Here is a 16,371-nt window from a genome sequence, read left to right as displayed (position 1 = left end):
AGCGTGGGGCCGATGTTCAGTGGCGGTCGGACGGGGCTTCCAGGCCCTGCAACCGGCTGTCCCGCAGGCGGCTGGGCGCGAGGGCGCCGGCCGAGTCGAGGATCGGGTAGGCGATCGAGCAGATGTGCGAGTTGATGCGCTTGAGATCGCTGATCAGGTCGATGTGCAGCGAGCTGCTTTCCATGCTGGGTGCGCTGCGGTCGGCCAGCCGTTCGAGGTGGCTGCTGGCGTATTCGCGCTCCATCTCGCGAAAGCGCACCTTCTCTTCCAGCAGGCGTTGCGCGTCGCGCACATTGCCGTCCAGGAACACGCTCATGCCCAGCCGCAGGTTGTCCAGCAGGCGCGCGTGCATGGCGCAGATCTCGGTCATGCCGGCTTCCGAGAACTCGCGGCCCTTGCGGATCTTCTTGTCCTCGATGTCCAGCAGCACGCGCTCGACCGTGTCACCGATCTGCTCCATGTTGATGGTGAAGCTGATGATGTCGGTCCAGCGGCGGCTTTCCTTGTCGTTGAGCTGCTCGCGCGAGATCTTGGTCAGGTAGTACTTGATGGCCGAATACAGGCCGTCGACCGTGTCGTCCATCTTGCGCAGATCCTGCGCCAGCTGCAGGTCGTTGGTCTTGATGACCGTCATCACGCCGCGCAGCATGGTCTCGACCACATCGGCCTGGTGCAGGGCTTCGCGCGCGGCACACGAGATGGCCAGCGACGGGGTGGCCAGCGCGGACGGGTCGAGGTGGTTGGGCCGGTCGAGCGCGCTGCCGGCGTCCTGCAGCGGCAGCAGCTTTTCGACCCAGCCGGCGACCACCTGGGTCAGGCCGATGAAGACCAGTCCGACCATCAGGTTGAAGCTCAGGTGGAACAGCACGGTCTGCACCGCCGGGTCGGGCACCAGCGGCCGGACCGCCTTCAGCCAGAACGGAATGAGCGCCGGGGCGATCGCCACGCCGAGCAGCTTGAACAGCAGGTTGCCCAGCGGCACCTGGCGCGTGGCGCGGTTGGACTTTGCGGTGGTCAGCACGGCCAGCAGGCCGCTGCCCAGATTGGCACCCAGCACCAGGCCGAGCGCGACGTCGATGCCCACCACATTGATCGCCAGTGTCGCGGTCAGCAGCACCACGGCCAGGCTCGAATACGACAGCACCGCCAGGGTCGCGCCGACCAGGATCTCCAGCACCCGGTCGCTGGTGAGGGATTCCAGCATCAGCTGCACCGCCGGGTTGCTGGTGAGCACATGGGTCGCCTGGCCGACCAGCTGCAGCGCCAGCAGCATCAGGCCCAGGCCGTTGAGCACCCGCCCCACGTCACCCACCGGCGTGCCCTGCCGCAGGATGAACAGGGTGACACCGACGAAGATGAACAGCGGCGAGAGCCAGGAGAGATCGAACGAGAACACCACGGCCATCACGCTGGTGCCGACGTCGGCACCCAGCATCACGGCGAGCGCGGCGGGCAGGGTGATCAGCCCTCGGCCGACGAAGGACGCGGTGATGAGGGCGGTGGCGGTGCTCGATTGCACCAGGGCGGTGACGCCCAGGCCCGAGAGCGCAGCGGTGAAGCGGTTGGACAGGCTGGCAGACAGGAACTGCCGCAACCTGCTGCCCATCACCCGCAGCACGCCGGTGCGGACCAGATGGGTTCCCCAGACCAGCAGCGCGATGGCGGCCAGCAGATTCAGCAACGGTTTCATGAGCCTCCCACTATACGCGCGGGGCTCGGGCGGAATGGGCCGAAAAGCCGGGCAACCCCGGCCGTGCCGGGGTTGGGGTCAGCGGCTTTTGCGCACCCGCAGGATCTCGTCAAGGATCAGCGCGATGGCCCCGATGGTGATGCCCGCGTCGGCGATGTTGAAGGCCGGGAAGTGGCCACCGGGGAAGATGCCGGCGAGGAATCGCCAGTGGAAGTCGAAGAAGTCGACCACATAGCCGTGCACCACGCGGTCGATCAGGTTGTTGCCGATCGCTCCGGCCAGGATGCTGGCCAGCGCGAAGGAGAACAGCTTCTGGTTGGCGTGTGCGTGCAGCATCCAGACGATGAAGCCGGCCACGGCGGTGCTCAGGCCGATGAAGAACCAGCGCTGCCAGCCGCCGGCCGAGGCCAGGAAGTTGAAGGCGGCGCCGGTGTTGTGCACCCGCACGATGTTGAAAAAGCTGGTGACGGGCGTGCTGTCGCCCAGCTGGTACTGGCCGAGGATCAGCCACTTGGTCAGCTGGTCGAGCAGCACGATGCCCAGGGCCAGCGCGAGCCAGGGCCAGAGGGAGGCTTTGCGTTTGGCCATCAGGCGATCTTTCGGGTTTCACCGGCGCCGGTGCCGGCCGCTTCGGCCAGGTTGCCCACGCAGCGGCCGCACAGGGTCGGGTGCGCCGCGTGGCTGCCCACGTCGTCGGCGTAGTGCCAGCAGCGCTCGCACTTGGTGGCGCTGCTCGGCGTCACGGTCACGGCCAGTTCGGTGCCGTCCACCACGGCCACGGCCGAGGTGATGGTCACGAACTTCAGGTCCACACCCAGCGAGCGCAGCAGGGCCGCGTCGTCGGGGCCGGCGGTGATCGTCAGCGTGGCTTGCAGCGAGGCGCCGACCTGACCCGCGGTGCGCAGGTCTTCGATCGCCTTGTTGGCGGTGTCGCGGATCTCGCGCAGGCGCGACCACTTGGCCAGCAGCGCTTCGTTGGCCGAGGGCAGGGGCGAGAAAGTCTCGAAGAAGATCGAACCCTTGGTCGAGTCCTTGGCGAACACGGCCCAGGCCTCCTCGGCGGTGAAGCTGAGGATGGGCGCCATCCAGCGCAGCATGGCGTGGGTGATCTGGTGCAGCGCGGTCTGGGCGCTGCGACGCGCCAGCGATTTGGGCGCGGTGGTGTACAGCCTGTCCTTGAGCACGTCCAGGTAGAACGCGCCCAGGTCTTCCGAGCAATACACCTGCAGCTTGCTGACCACCGGGTGGAATTCGTAGACGTCGAAGTGCGCCAGGATCTGGGCCTGCAGCTCGCTGGCGCGGGCCAGGGCGTAGCGGTCGATCTCCAGCATCTGGTCCAGCGGCACGGCATCGGTGGCCGGGTCGAAGTCGACCGTGTTGGCCATCAGGAAGCGCAGCGTGTTGCGGATGCGGCGGTAGGCGTCGACCACGCGGGCCAGGATCTTGTCGTCGATGTTCAGGTCGCCCGAGTAGTCGGTCGCACCCACCCACAGGCGCACGATCTCGGCGCCGAGCTTGCTGGTCACCGACTGCGGTTCGACCGTGTTGCCCAGGCTCTTGCTCATCTTGCGGCCCTGGCCGTCGGTGGCGAAGCCGTGGGTCAGCAGGCCACGGTACGGCGCGCGGTCGTAGATGGCGCAGCCCAGCAGCAGCGAGCTGTGGAACCAGCCGCGGTGCTGGTCGTGGCCTTCGAGGTAGAGATCGGCCTCGGGGCCTTGCGCGTGGCTGGCGCCGTTCGGATACGCCCTCGCATGCGACCCGCGCAGCACGTGCCAGAAGGTCGAACCCGAGTCGAACCAGACCTCCAGGATGTCGGTGCTCTTGGTGTACTGCGGCGCGTCCGCACCCAGGATGTCCTCGGCCGTCACGCGGCTCCAGGCCTCGATGCCGCCCTTTTCGACGATGTCGGCCGCCTGGTCGAGGATGGCCATGGTGTTGGGGTGCAGCTCACCCGAATCCTTGTGGAGGAAGAAGGGCACCGGCACGCCCCACGAACGCTGGCGCGAGATGCACCAGTCGGGCCGGTTGGCGATCATGTCGCGCAGGCGGGCCTTGCCGTTCTCGGGGTAGAAGCTGGTGTGGTCGATGGCGTCCAGCGCCAGCTGGCGCAGGGTCTTGGGCGCCTTGTCTTTCGTGAAGACGCCTTCGCCCTCGTCCATGCGCACGAACCACTGCGCCGCGGCGCGGTAGATGACGGGCGTCTTGTGGCGCCAGCAGTGCGGGTAGCTGTGGGTGATGGCCTGCGTGGCCATCAGGCGGCCGTGCTCGCGCAGCGTGTCGATCACGTTGGCGCAGGCCTTCCAGATGTGTTGTCCGCCGAACAGGGGCAGCTCTTCGGCGTAGACGCCGTTGCCTAGCACCGGGTTCAGGATCTGGTCGTACTTCAGGCCGTGGGCCACGCAGCTGTTGAAGTCGTCCACACCGTAGGCGGGCGCCGAGTGCACGATGCCGGTGCCGTCGCCGTCGCTCACGTAATCGGCCAGGTACAGCGGCGAAAGACGTTTGTAGCTGTATTCGCCGCTGCCGCTGTCCAGGTCGTACAGCGGGTGGCGGAACACCTGGCCGCGCAGGGCCTCGCCCCGGGCGGTGGCCAGCACGTTGCCGGTCAGGCCGAAGCGCTCCAGGCACTTCTCGACCAGGCTGGCGCCCAGCAGCAACACGCCCTTGGGCGTGTCGACCAGGGCGTATTCCAGCTCGGGGTGGGCGTTGAGCGCCTGGTTGGCCGGGATGGTCCAGGCGGTGGTGGTCCAGATGACGGCGAAGGCCTGCTTGCCTGCCGGCAGGGCGCTCAGGCCGAAGGCCTTGGCCAGACCGGCCGCATCGTTGGACTCGAAGGCCACGTCCAGCGTGTCGCTCTTCTTGTCGGCGTATTCGATCTCGAACTCGGCCAGCGAGCTGCCGCAGTCGAAGCACCAGTACACGGGCTTCAAGCCGCGGTAGACGAAGCCGCGCTCGATCACGCGCTTGAAGGCGCGGATCTGGCCGGCCTCGTTGGCCGGGTCCATGGTGCGGTAGGGGCGCTCCCAGTCACCGAGTACGCCCAGGCGCTTGAAGTCCTCGCGCTGCTGGTTGATCTGCTCGGTGGCGTAGGCGCGGCTCTTGGCCTGCATGTCGTCGCGGCCGAGGTTGCGGCCGTGCAGCTTCTCGATCGCGTTCTCGATCGGCAGGCCGTGGCAGTCCCAGCCGGGGATGTACTGCGCGTCGAAGCCGGCCAACTGGCGGCTCTTGACGATCATGTCCTTGAGCACCTTGTTCAGCGCGTGGCCGATGTGCAGCTTGCCGTTGGCGTAGGGCGGGCCGTCGTGCAGCACGAACAGCGGGGCGCCCTGGCGGGCGTCGCGCAGGCGCTTGTACAGGCCGCCCTCGTTCCATTCGCCGACCCAGGCCGGCTCGCGCTTGGGCAGATCGCCGCGCATCGGGAACGGCGTGTCGGGCATGTTCAGCGTGGCGCGGTAGGCGCCACCGCTGGCTTCGGGCTTGGCCTCTTTTTTCGGGGCAGCGGATTGGTCGGACATGGTGTTTCGGCTTTCGAATTCGGGAACGGCAAGGGCAGGCTCGGTGGTGCGGCGGGGCGCACGGGAAGGGGGCGGGTCGCCCCGAGCCAGTCAGAGGGCGCGCAGCCCGGGGTGTGTACCCCGGCAGCGGCGTCAAATTCGGTCGCGCGTGGTCTGGCGGTGCGTCTGGGTGTGCAGCGAGGCAAAAAATGCGCGCGCGTCGTCGCAGTCCTTGGCAATGCCCTTGGTCAGGGCGTCCAGGCTGTCGTACTTGAGCTCGTCGTGCAGTTTGTGCAGCAGTTCCACCCGGATGATTTTACCGTAGGCCTCCCCGCCGGGCAGGCTGGCGGCCAGCGCGGCCGGCCAGTCGAAGCAATGGGTTTCCAGCAGCACCCGTCCGCCGTTGACGTCGTTGGGGTCCAGCGAGGGGCGCACGCCCAGGTTGGCCACGCCGGTCAGGGGCTGCCCCGCCGGGGTCAGGCCGTGCACGTGGACCGCGAAAATGCCGCTGGCCGCGGGCTTCCAGTGCGAAAAGCGCAAGTTCAGGGTGCGAAAGCCATCGCCTTTGCCGGGTGCTGACTCGGACAGTTGCCTGCCCAGCTTGCGCCCGTGCACCACGTGACCGCTGATGGCGTAGGGCCGGCCCAGCAGGGCTGCGACACGCTCCATGTCTCCGGCCGCCAGGGCCTCGCGCACGGCCGAACTGCTGACGCGGGTGCCGTGCACCTCGTAACTCTGCATGCGCGCGACATCGAAACCCAGGGTCGAGCCGGCCGCGTCGAGCAGGCGGTAGTCGCCCGCGCGCTGGGCGCCGAAGCGGAAGTCGTCACCCACGAGCACGTACTTCACCCCCAGCGCCTTGACCAGGATGTCTTCGATGAAGGCCTGGGGCGCCAGCGAGGCCAGCCGCTGGTTGAACGGCAGCACGACGCACTGGTCGACGCCGCAGCGCTCCAGCTCTTCCAGCTTGTCGCGCAGGGTGGCGATGCGGGCGGGGGCGAGTTCGGGCTTGCGGTGCACGGCGGCGAAGAAGTCGCGCGGGTGCGGCTCGAAGGTCATGGCACAGGTCGGCACGCCGCGGTGGCGGGCCTCGTTGCGCAGCAGCGCGAGCATGGCCTGGTGGCCGCGGTGCACGCCATCGAAATTGCCGATGGTCAGGGCACAGCCGGTGGCGGCGGGGGCGCGGTTCCAGAGGCCTCGGAGGATTTTCATGAATGGTGCCGACAGGGCGTTCTGCCCCGCGTCGGGTGTCTGTCACACAAGCGCGTTATATTGACACATGCGCGGATGCCCCCGGGGGCAGGCTGGCGCGGCAAAGACAGATGTTCCGGTTGTGTTTCAACATGGAGGTGGTCTTGAAGGTCTTGAAGCTCTCTGCCCAGGGGCTGCCGCAGTCGTGGATCAGCCTGGAAGAAGCGGTCCTGCACTACGCCGCGGACGAGGTGCGCTGGGAAATGGGCGCCGAAATCGCCGTGTTCCACGGCGGGCACAACGCCATCACCGGCCGGCAGTCGATCGTGGCGGTGAACTCGATCATCGGCACCAAGGGCGTGCCCAACATCAATCCCTTTGACCTGCGTCCCTCGCTGACCAACGCCAAGCTGTTCTCCCGCGACCGCAACCTCTGCGCCTACTGCGGCCAGCATTTCCACGACGACGTGCTCACCCGCGAACACATCGTGCCCATGGCCCAGCAGGGGCGGGACCACTGGATGAACGTGGTGACCGCCTGCAAGGCCTGCAACCACCGCAAGGCCAACCGCACCCCCGAACAGGCGCACATGGCGCTGCTCTACGCTCCCTACGTGCCCAGCCTGTGGGAAGACTTCATCCTGCGCAACCGCCGCATCCTGGCGGACCAGATGGAGTTCCTGATGTCGCACCTGCCCCGGAATTCGCGGCTGCACGCCTGAGGCCGTGGTCCTGGCCCGGTGGCGGGCCACCTGCAAGCCGGTTTTCCCCCGTTTTTCCGGCGATTGCCCGGCAGGCCCCGCCGATAGCATGGGGACATGGCTTCTCCGCGTCCGCTTCGCCTGCTGGTCACCGACGACGACCCCATCCAGCTGCGGGCCGCCGCACGCCTGCTCAAGACCCTCGGACACACCGGCGCACTGGCCACGCAGGGCCAGATGGCGCTGGACCTGCTGGAGCGCCAGAGCTTTGACCTGATGCTGCTGGACCTGCGCATGCCGGTGCTGGACGGGCTGGAAACCCTGGAGCGCCTGCGGCCCAGGCACCCGACGCTGCCGGTGGTGCTGGTCAGCGGGGACGACCTGGGCGTCAACTGGTCCTTCTACCGCGATGCCGGCGCCGACGCCTACCTGGTCAAGCCGCTGGACATCGACGTCCTGTCGGCGCTGCTCCAGCGCCGGCTGCGCTGACATGGGTCCCGGCATCTTTCGCCACCAGCGCCAGCTGACCATCGCCCTGATGGTCATCGGGGGGCTGCTGACCGTGGCGGGGCTGCCGCTGGTGCACGGCCGGTGGTGGCACAGCGACTACAGCCTGGGCGCGGGCGTGGCCCTGCTGCTCACGGGCGCCTGGCATTGGTCCTCGCTGGCCAGGGCCCGTGTCCTGTTCGGTGAGCTGACCGGCAAGCTGACGATGATGGCGCGCGTGGCGCAGCACACCGGCAGCCCGGTGCTGGTGATCGACGGAGGGCTCAAGGCGGTCTGGTGCAACGAGGCGTTCGAGCGCTGCACCGGTTTTTCGCTGGCGGAAATCCGGGGCCACCGCGTGGGGCCCCGCCTGCGTTCGCCCAACGCCGATCCCGTGGCGATCGAGCGCATCCGGGACGCGCTGCGCAGCCGCACCGACATCGACATCGAACTGCTGCACCGCTACCGCGACGGCCGCGACCGCTGGGTGCGGGTCATCCTGTCTTCGCAGCGCGACGATGCGGGCCAGTTCTCGGGCTTCGTGTCGGTGATGGTCGACATCGACGCGCAGTGGCGCATCCGCGAAGACCACCGCAAGTCGCTGCGGGATCTCAGCGCGCTGATGAGCACGCTGGAGCGCTATGTCATCGTGGCCGAGACCGACGCCGAGGGGCGGCTGACGCGGGTCAACCGCCGGTTCCTCGACATCAGCGGCTACGCCGAGGCCGAGCTGCTGGGCCAGCGTTTCTCGCACATCTCTTCGGGCTGGCACAACAAGGCGTTCTGGGAAGAGATGTGGTCGCGCATCGGCCGCGGCCTGCCGTGGCAGGGCGAGATCTGCAACCGCAGCAAGGAGGGCCGGCTGTACTGGGTGCAGACGCTGATCGCCCCGTTTGTCGGCCCGCGTGGAGTGATCGAAAAGTTCGTCGCTTTCCAGACCGACATCTCCGAACACCGGCTGGCCCGGATCGAGCTGAGCAAGAGCCAGACGCTGCTGACGCGCACCAACCAGCTCGCCGGCGTCGGGGGCTGGTACGCGATGCTGCCGGGCGGCATCCTGACCATGACGCCGGAGTGCCGCCAGGTGCTGGGTGTGCGCGAAGGTGAGGCCGGTTCGGTGCAGGAGCTCTGGCGCCTGTTCCAGCCGGGGGCGCGTCTGGTGGTGCGCCGGCAGCTGGACGATCTGGTGCAGCGCCGCTGCCAGGAGGTCAGCTTCCTGGCGCCGCTGCGCAGTCTGCCCGACGGCGCGCCCGGCGAGTCCACGCGCTGGGTGAAGCTGGTGGCCAGCTTTGGCGAGACGGATGGGGGCGGCGCCGCTCGCCAGCACGCCCGGATCGTCGGCGCGGTGCAGGACTACACGCCGCAGGTGCGCGCGCAGGAACGCATCCGCGGCGAGCAGCGGCTGCTGCACAGCGCGATGGATTCGATCGGCGAGGCGTTTGCGCTGTACGACCCGGACCGCCGGCTGGTGTACTTCAACGACGAGTACGCCGCCTGGATGCCGTCCGGCGATTCGCTGCGCCTGGGCATGCGGCATGAGGATGTGCTGCAGCTGAGCCTGAAGCACCACCCGTTCAAGGACGCCACGGGGCGGGAAGCGGAGTGGATGCAGGAGGTGCTCCGCGCGCCGCGCTCGAACGAATCCGACCGCATCCGCCAGACCGCCGACGGGCGCTGGATCCGCTTCGTGGACCGCATCACGGCCGATGGCTATCAGGTGGTGTTCCGCTACGACGTGACCGAGCTGCAGAACGCCCTGATCCAGGCCGATGCGGCCGCGGTGAGCAAGGGGCAGTTCCTGGCCAACATGAGCCACGAGATCCGCACGCCGATCAACGCGATCATGGGCATGCTGCAATTGCTGGGCTACACCGCGCTGGACGGCAAGCAGACGGACATGGTGGACAAGTCGCTGGGGGCGACGCGTTCGCTGCTGGAAATCATCAACGAGATCCTGGACTTCTCCAAGATCGAGGCCGGCATGATGCGGCTGCACCTGAGCAGCTTCCGCCTGTCGGACCTGCACCGCGAGATCGAGGTGATCCTCTCCGGCGCCCTGGGCAGCAAGCCGGTGGCGCTGGTCTACGACATCGATCCGGCGCTGCCCGAGGTGGTGGTGGGTGACCCGGTGCGGCTGCGGCAGGTGCTCATCAATCTCGGTGGCAATGCGATCAAGTTCACACCGGACGGCAGCGTGACCATGCGCTGGCGTCTGCTGCAGCGCGAGGCGGGCCATGCGCGCATCCGTTTCGCCGTGGAAGACACCGGCATCGGCATCGCCGCCGACCAGCAGGCCAGCGTCTTCGAGAGTTTTTCGCAGGGTGAATCGTCGACCAACCGCCGTTTCGGCGGATCGGGCCTGGGGCTGACCATCAGCCAGCATCTGGTGAACTGCATGGGCGGGCGCATCGCGCTCACGAGCGCCCCCGGCCAGGGCAGCGCGTTTTTCTTCGAGATCGATCTGCCCGAAGGGGTGGCGGCCGATCTGCCGCCGGGCGACGGGCTTGCACCGAGGCCGCAGGGCGGACGCCTGCAAGGCATCCGCCTGCTGCTGGCCGAGGACAACGCCCTCAACCAGGAGGTGGCCACCGAGATGCTGCAGCGGGAAGGGGCGAGCATCGCGCTGGCCGAAAACGGCCTGCAGGCGGTGGATGCCCTGCGCGCGGCGCCGGAAGGCTTCGATGCGGTGCTGATGGACATGCAGATGCCCGAACTCGACGGCCTGCGCGCCACCGAGCGCATCCGCGACGGGCTGGGCCTGCGCGAGTTGCCGATCATTGCCATGACGGCCAACGCGATGCCGGCCGACCGGGACCGTTGCCTGCAGGCGGGCATGAACGCCCACATCGGCAAGCCGTTCGACATCCATGAGGTGATCCGCGTGGTGCGCCGGTTCACCGGCCGGCACGACGTCACCGACGAGCCGGCCCCCGCCACCCGTCCGGCGGAACTGCATGGTGCGGCCGACCAGCCCCTGCTGCGCGGCGACGAGGCGGCCCTGCGGCGGCTGGGCGGCAACCGGGTGCTGCTGGCCCAGCTGCGGGCCCGTTTCACGCACTCTTCGGAAGAGCTGCTGCGGCAGGCGCAGGCCTGTGCCGCCCGCAGCGACTGGACCGGCGCGGCCGATGCCGTGCACCAGCTCAAGGGCAGCGCCAGCGTGGTCGGCGCCGAGCGGCTGGCGCAGGAGGCCGCCAGCGCAGAACGCATGTTGCGGCCCGATTCTGCCGACACCGCGCCGCGCGGCCACAGCGCGCGGATCCAGTCGCTGGTGCCGTTGCTCGGCGATTTCCTGCGGTCGCTGGCCGACGAGGCCGGTCCGGCACCGGTGTCGCCGGGACCGGCATGGGCGCCGGACGGCGACCCCGACGCGGATGCCGCCTGTCTCGACGCCCTGCGGCCGATCAAGTTGTTGCTCGACGATGCCGATATGTCTGCCATCGACGCGTTCGACGGGTGGCTGGAGAAACACCCCGCCGCCCACGGGGCGCGTTACCAGCCGCTGCGGGCGGCGATGGACCTCATGGACCTCCAGGCCGCCGGTGAAGCCTGCGCCCGCCTGCTGCCGGTGATCGAGGGGGTTGATCTGGAAATCGAATAAAGGCCCGGTATTCACCGACTTATGAAGCCATCGAGACAGGTCCTGCCTCGGGACAATGAGAAAAACTTCCGGTGCGTGCCGCCCATGGCGCCATCCCGGTCCGTCATCCTTCCACTTCAACAGGCCCGAGCATGAGGAAGAACTTACCCGTCAGCCAGAAGCAGTACGACTTCCCGGCCGACCAGACCCTGATCTCGGTGACCGACCTGAAGGGGCGGATCACCTACTGCAACTCGAATTTCGTGTCGGTCAGCGGTTATGCGCGCCCGGAGCTGATGGGGCAGCCGCACAGCATCGTGCGCCACCCCGACATGCCCGAAGAGGCCTTCCGCGACCTGTGGGCCACCATCGAAAGCGGCCACCCGTGGACCGGCCTCGTCAAGAACCGCCGCAAGAACGGCGACCACTACTGGGTGCGCGCCAACGCCACGCCGGTGCGCAACGGCGAACGGATCGTCGGCTACCTCTCGGTCCGCTCCAAGCCGGCCCAGGAAGAAGTCGAGGCCGCCGAACAGCTCTACGCGACCATGATCGCGGAAGCCGAGGCCGGCAAGCTGGTGCACCGCCTGCATCGGGGGGAAGTGGTCCGGTCCGGTCCGATCGGCTGGCTGCAGCGCCTGCGCTCGCCCAGCCTGCACGTGCAGCTGTCCCTGCTGACGGCCTGGGCCGCGCTGGCTCCGGTGCTGTGCGCGTTCTTCGATGCGCCGCTGCCGGTGACGCTCGGGGCGGCGGTGCTGTCGATCGGCAGCGCCTCGTTCCTGTGTTCGCGTGTGGCGCTCAAGCCGCTGACCGATCTGGTCGGGATGGCCAACCTGATCGCCAGCGGTGACCTGACCCACTCGGTGACGGTCAACGGCCGGGGTGAGATCCGCCAGCTGCAGCTGGCGCTGGCGCAGCTCGTGGTGTCGGTGCGGACCGTGGTGCGCGATGTGCGGCACGAGGTCGCCAACCTGCGCGGCGCGACCCAGGAAATCGCCGCCGGCAACCAGGACATGTCGGTGCGCACCGAATCGCAGGCGGCGAACCTCGAACAGACCGCCTCGTCGATGGAAGAGATCAACGGCACCACCCAGCACACCAGCCAGCTGTCGCAGGACGGTGCCCAGGTGGCGCGTGAAACTTCGGGCGCTGCGCGGCGCAGCAACGAGGCGGTGGTCGCGGTGGCGGACACCATGCAGGGCATCGCCGATTCGTCCAAACGCATCGGCGACATCATTCAGGTGATCGAGGGTGTGGCCTTCCAGACCAACATCCTCGCGCTCAACGCGGCGGTCGAAGCGGCCCGCGCGGGCGAGCAGGGGCGTGGCTTTGCGGTGGTGGCGGCCGAGGTGCGGGCGCTGGCGCAGCGCACCTCCGCAGCGTCGCGCGAGATCCGCGACCTGATCGAGGAGTCCGGCCAGCGGGTGGAGGTCGGCGCGAAGCGCACGGCCGACGCGCGCACGCGCATGGACGAAGCCATGCACTCGGTGGACCGTGTGGCCTCGGTGCTCGAAGAGATCAGCCACGCGACCCAGGAGCAGACCACCGGCGTCTCCCGCGTCAGCACGGCACTGATGGACATGGACGGCATCACGCAGCAGAACGCGGCCATGGTCGAAGAGCTCGCGGCCGCGGCCAAGTCGCTCAACCACCAGGTCGAGCAGGTGCACGACTCGATCCGCGTGTTCCGCCTGACCGACCGCGACATCACCCTGGCCGAGACCGATGCGGTCGCCCTGCGGCGGGCCGGCAAGAAGGCCAGTCCGGCGACCGACGGCACGGTCGATCTGGAGGACGTGATGCAGGAACACCAGAAATGCGTGGTCGACCTGCGCAATGCCATGCTGCGCAAGCTGCAGATCGACGCCGGCGCCATGCGCCGCGACGACTGCTGCCACCTCGGCCAATGGCTGTCGGCCGGCGGCGCGCGCCATGGCCATGCACCGGTGTTCCGCGAACTGGTGCGCCAGCACAAGGCGCTGCACGAAGACCTCGGTCGCGCGGCCGAAGGCGTGAACCAGGGGCGTTTCCCCGAGGTGCGCGCCATGCTCGAGCCCGGCCAGAAGCTCCAGCAAAGCTCGCGCGCCATGATGGGTGCGCTCAAGGGCCTGCTGGAGCAGTACGCGCCGGTGGCCGAAGCCGAGCCGGCGGACTACTGAAGCCGGCCGCCGCGGTCAGGCGAACACGCCGGCCGTGTCTTCCATGCGCGCCGACACCTCGCCCAGGTGGTGCAGGGTGTCGCCGAAGCTCATCTCCAGCTGGGTCAGCTTCTTGAAGTAGTGGCTGACGATGTATTCGTCGGTCACCCCGATGCCGCCGTGCAACTGCACCGCCTGCTGGCCCACGTAACGCATCGACTGTCCCAGCTGCACCTTGGCGCGCGAGAGCGCTCGGCGGCGTTCGTCGGCCGGTGCGTTGAGCTTGAGGGTGGCGTAGAAGCTCATCGAGCGCGCGAGCTCCAGCTGCATCTTCATGTCGGCGATGCGGTGGCGCAGCGCCTGGAAGCTGGCGATGGCGACACCGAACTGCTTGCGCGTGTTCAGGTACTCGGCCGTCACCGCCACCGTCTTGTCCATCACGCCGACGGCTTCGGCGCAGGCCGCCGCGATGCCGATGTCCACCGCGTGTTCCAGCGCGGCCAGGCCGTCGGCCGTGACCAGCGTCGCGGGCGCGTTCTGCAGCGTCACTTCGGCCGCGCGGCCGCCGTCCTGCGTGCCGTAGCCCTGGGTGCTCACACCGCTGGCGCTGCGCTCCACGACGAACAGCGCGGTCTGGCCGTTGGCCACCGCGGGCACGAGGAAGGCATCGGCCTGGTCACCGGCGGGCACCACGCTCTTGGCTCCGCTGACCGTCCAGCCGCCGCCGGCCTGGGTGGCGGCGGTCTTGCAGACGTCCAGCCGGTAGCGCGCACCGCGCTCCTGCTGCGCCAGCACCACCAGCGCCTCGCCCGATGCGATCCTGGGCAGCCAGGCGGCCTTCACGTCGGCGCCACCGTAGGCACCGATCACGCCGCCGGTGATCAGGGTCTGCGTCAGCGGCTCCAGCACGATGCCGCGTCCCAGCTCTTCCATCACGACCATGCCCTCGACCGGGCCCATGCCCAGGCCACCGTCGTCTTCGCTGATGTACAGGCCCGCCAGGCCGAGTTCGGCCAGCTCGTTGTAGGCCGCACGGTCAAAGCCGCCGGCCTTGACGATGCCGCGGCGGCGCTCGAAGTCATAGCCCTTGTCGACCCACTTGCGCACCGCGTCGCGCAGCTGTTCCTGGTCGTCGCTGAAATCGAAATCCATGTCTGTCTCCTTAGCCGAGGACCGTCTGGGCGACGATGTTGCGCTGCACTTCGTTGGAACCGCCGTAGATGGTGGTCTTGCGCATGTTGAAGTAGGTCGAGGCCAGCGGCGCGTTGGCCACCACCCCGCCCGGGAAGTTGCCCTGCCAGCCGGCTTCCATCGCTTCTTCGATGAAGGGCGTGGCGAACGGGCCGGCGGCCAGCATCATCAGTTCGGCGTACCGCTGCTGGATCTCGCTGCCCTTGATCTTGAGCAGGCCGGCGATGTCCAGCGACTGCTTGCCCGACTTCTCGGCGCTCAGCACGCGCAGCACCAGCATCTCCAGCGCCACGATGTCGACCTCGAGCAGCGCGATCTGGTCGCGGAAACGGACGTCGTCCCACACGCCTTCGGCCTTGGCGATGCGCTTGAGGCGCTCCAGCTCGCGCTTGGCGCGGTTGACGTCGGCGATGTTGGTGCGCTCGTGCGAGAGCAGGTGCTTGGCGTAGGTCCAGCCCTTGTTCTCCTCGCCGATCAGGTTCTCGGCCGGCACCTTGACGTTGTCGAAGAAGACCTCGTTGACCTCGCACTCGCCGTCCAGCAGCTTGATCGGGCGCACGGTCACGCCGGGCGACTTCATGTCGAGCAGCAGGAACGAGATGCCGGTCTGCGGCTTGCCTTCGGTGCTGGTGCGCACCAGGTTGAACATCCAGTCGCCGTACTGGCCCAGGGTGGTCCAGGTCTTCTGGCCATTGACGATGTAGTGGTCCCCTTGGCGCTCGGCGCGGGTCTTGACCGAGGCCAGGTCGGAGCCCGAGCCCGGTTCGCTGTAGCCCTGGCTCCACCAGACTTCACCGCTGGCGATGCCGGGCAGGAAGCGATCCTGCTGCTCCTTGTTGCCGAAGGCCATGATCACCGGTGCCACCATCACCGGCCCGAAGGGCACGATGCGCGGCGCGCCGGCGAGAGCGCATTCTTCTTCGAACAGGTGTTTCTGCACGGCGGTCCAGCCCGGGCCGCCGAACTCCTTGGGCCAGCCGTAACCCAGCCAGCCTTTCTTGCCCAGGATCCTGGCCCAGCGCTGCATGTCGTCGCGCGAGAGGCGCAATGCGTTGTGGACCTTGTGGGCGATGTCGGCGGGCAGGTTGTCCTTGACCCAGCCGCGAATCTCGTCGCGGAACGCCAGCTCTTGCGGCGTGAATGCCAAATCCATGCTTGTCTCCGTGGTCGGGGGATCGGCGGCCGCCGGTGGTGGCGACCCGATCCACGGAGTTTCGCACGACCGTTCGTTTTAAGGCTGTCCGGGCTGCGACAAGCCCAGCTGCTCCCGCAGCTCGGCCAGCTGTGCCTGCAGGGCCGCCACCGTGGCTTCCAGCGCCTCCACACGCGTGGCCAGAGCGCCGTCCCCGGCCGACGGTTCGGCCGCCACGGGAGCCGTCAGATCCACCGGACCGCACAGCAGATGGGCCCAGCGCTGCTCGCGGGCACCGGGCGCGCGCGGCAGCTTGACCACCAGCGGGCCGCCTTTTTCGTCGCTGCGGTCCTGCATTTCCTCCAGAAAGCCCTCGACCGAAGCGATGTCGAGGAACTTGTACCAGCGGTCGGCGTTGATGCGCAGCTCGCCAGCCGTCTGCGGGCCGCGCAACATCAGCAGGCCCAGCACGGTGGCCGACTGGTCCGGCACGCCGGCGGCGCGGGGAAAGTTGTGTTCGTAGCGCGGCACGCGGGAGCCGCTGGACTCGATGACCATGGCGTAGTCGCGCAGCACGTCGATGGCATCACCGATCTCGGCCTCGCTGAGGTTCATCACCGGTTCGCGCGCGGTCTTCTGGTTGCAGCCGCTGTGCAGGCTGTTGAGCGACAACGGGTAGCTGTCGGGCACGGTGCGGGCTTTTTCCATCAGGGTGGCCAGCACGCGGGCGTCGGCGGGGGACAGGGGGCGGGTGCGGAAGTCGTGGGTCAT

The 16,371-nt window shown here is 68.3% G+C and carries 11 protein-coding genes; 4 read left to right on the top strand and 7 right to left on the bottom strand.

Translation table 11 applies throughout. The annotated features are described in order from the left end of the window. Nucleotides 1-16: 16 nt before the first annotated feature. The 4 genes from ACS5NL_RS17825 to ACS5NL_RS17810 form a co-directional block, all read right to left on the bottom strand. Nucleotides 17-1,690, bottom strand: a complete 1,674-nt coding sequence (locus ACS5NL_RS17825; protein WP_439355237.1) for a Na/Pi cotransporter family protein — start codon at nucleotides 1,688-1,690, stop codon at nucleotides 17-19. Between the two features lie 78 nt (nucleotides 1,691-1,768). Then, a complete protein-coding gene (gene lspA / locus ACS5NL_RS17820; RefSeq protein ID WP_439355236.1) occupies nucleotides 1,769-2,278 on the bottom strand; it encodes a signal peptidase II in 510 nt (169 codons plus the stop codon). Beyond that, entirely contained in the window at nucleotides 2,278-5,205 is a 2,928-nt protein-coding gene (ileS, locus tag ACS5NL_RS17815) for an isoleucine--tRNA ligase (RefSeq protein ID WP_439355235.1), read from the bottom strand. Before ileS ends, lspA begins: the two co-directional genes overlap by 1 nt. Nucleotides 5,206-5,337: 132 nt before the next feature. Further along, the gene (locus tag ACS5NL_RS17810) at nucleotides 5,338-6,396 is read right to left on the bottom strand and encodes a bifunctional riboflavin kinase/FAD synthetase (protein WP_439355234.1); all 1,059 of its coding nucleotides are present in this window, start codon (nucleotides 6,394-6,396) and stop codon (nucleotides 5,338-5,340) included. 143 nt (nucleotides 6,397-6,539) lie between these two features. Between ACS5NL_RS17810 and ACS5NL_RS17805 the strand changes: the two genes are divergently transcribed. The 4 genes from ACS5NL_RS17805 (at nucleotide 6,540) to ACS5NL_RS17790 (ending at nucleotide 13,298) form a co-directional block, all read left to right on the top strand. Continuing rightward, nucleotides 6,540-7,097: an HNH endonuclease gene (locus ACS5NL_RS17805; RefSeq protein WP_439355233.1), complete on the top strand. Its 558-nt coding sequence runs from the start codon at nucleotides 6,540-6,542 to the stop codon at nucleotides 7,095-7,097. A gap of 96 nt (nucleotides 7,098-7,193) precedes the next feature. Beyond that, nucleotides 7,194-7,565 carry a response regulator gene (locus ACS5NL_RS17800; protein WP_439355232.1) on the top strand — a complete coding sequence of 124 codons (372 nt, stop codon included), beginning with the start codon at nucleotides 7,194-7,196 and terminating at the stop codon, nucleotides 7,563-7,565. A gap of 1 nt (nucleotide 7,566) precedes the next feature. Then, nucleotides 7,567-11,160, top strand: a complete 3,594-nt coding sequence (locus ACS5NL_RS17795) for a PAS domain S-box protein (protein WP_439355231.1) — start codon at nucleotides 7,567-7,569, stop codon at nucleotides 11,158-11,160. A 131-nt stretch (nucleotides 11,161-11,291) separates the two neighbouring features. Continuing rightward, complete coding sequence (locus ACS5NL_RS17790) at nucleotides 11,292-13,298, top strand: methyl-accepting chemotaxis protein (protein WP_439355230.1); 2,007 nt, start codon at nucleotides 11,292-11,294, stop codon at nucleotides 13,296-13,298. A 15-nt stretch (nucleotides 13,299-13,313) separates the two neighbouring features. Here ACS5NL_RS17790 and ACS5NL_RS17785 read toward each other — a convergent pair whose 3' ends face one another. The 3 genes from ACS5NL_RS17785 to ACS5NL_RS17775 all read right to left on the bottom strand — a co-directional run bounded on the left by ACS5NL_RS17785 (nucleotide 13,314) and on the right by ACS5NL_RS17775 (nucleotide 16,371). Further along, on the bottom strand, nucleotides 13,314-14,429 hold the full coding sequence (locus tag ACS5NL_RS17785) for an acyl-CoA dehydrogenase family protein (protein WP_439355229.1): 1,116 nt from the start codon (nucleotides 14,427-14,429) through the stop codon (nucleotides 13,314-13,316). Nucleotides 14,430-14,439: 10 nt separating this feature from the next. Then, nucleotides 14,440-15,621: an acyl-CoA dehydrogenase family protein gene (locus ACS5NL_RS17780; protein ID WP_439355228.1), complete on the bottom strand. Its 1,182-nt coding sequence runs from the start codon at nucleotides 15,619-15,621 to the stop codon at nucleotides 14,440-14,442. A gap of 78 nt (nucleotides 15,622-15,699) precedes the next feature. After that, complete coding sequence (locus tag ACS5NL_RS17775; protein WP_439355227.1) at nucleotides 15,700-16,371, bottom strand: YceH family protein; 672 nt, start codon at nucleotides 16,369-16,371, stop codon at nucleotides 15,700-15,702.

The sequence above is a fragment of the Hydrogenophaga sedimenti genome, from assembly GCF_051857515.1.
Classification (GTDB): Bacteria; Pseudomonadota; Gammaproteobacteria; order Burkholderiales; family Burkholderiaceae_C; genus Hydrogenophaga.
Note: the sequence above shows the minus strand (reverse complement) of the source record. Positions and strands in the feature narration are given on the sequence as shown.

Excerpts from the sequence above, each read along its gene's own strand:
- ACS5NL_RS17775 (WP_439355227.1), bottom strand. The coding sequence starts at position 16,371 with ATGACCCACGACTTCCGCACCCGCCCCCTGTCCCCCGCCGACGCCCGC.
- ACS5NL_RS17785 (WP_439355229.1), bottom strand. The coding sequence starts at position 14,429 with ATGGATTTCGATTTCAGCGACGACCAGGAACAGCTGCGCGACGCGGTG.
- ACS5NL_RS17810 (WP_439355234.1), bottom strand. The coding sequence starts at position 6,396 with ATGAAAATCCTCCGAGGCCTCTGGAACCGCGCCCCCGCCGCCACCGGC.
- ACS5NL_RS17800 (WP_439355232.1), top strand. The coding sequence starts at position 7,194 with ATGGCTTCTCCGCGTCCGCTTCGCCTGCTGGTCACCGACGACGACCCC.
- ACS5NL_RS17795 (WP_439355231.1), top strand. The coding sequence starts at position 7,567 with ATGGGTCCCGGCATCTTTCGCCACCAGCGCCAGCTGACCATCGCCCTG.
- ACS5NL_RS17790 (WP_439355230.1), top strand. The coding sequence starts at position 11,292 with ATGAGGAAGAACTTACCCGTCAGCCAGAAGCAGTACGACTTCCCGGCC.
- ACS5NL_RS17825 (WP_439355237.1), bottom strand. The coding sequence starts at position 1,690 with ATGAAACCGTTGCTGAATCTGCTGGCCGCCATCGCGCTGCTGGTCTGG.
- ACS5NL_RS17780 (WP_439355228.1), bottom strand. The coding sequence starts at position 15,621 with ATGGATTTGGCATTCACGCCGCAAGAGCTGGCGTTCCGCGACGAGATT.
- ileS (WP_439355235.1), bottom strand. The coding sequence starts at position 5,205 with ATGTCCGACCAATCCGCTGCCCCGAAAAAAGAGGCCAAGCCCGAAGCC.
- lspA (WP_439355236.1), bottom strand. The coding sequence starts at position 2,278 with ATGGCCAAACGCAAAGCCTCCCTCTGGCCCTGGCTCGCGCTGGCCCTG.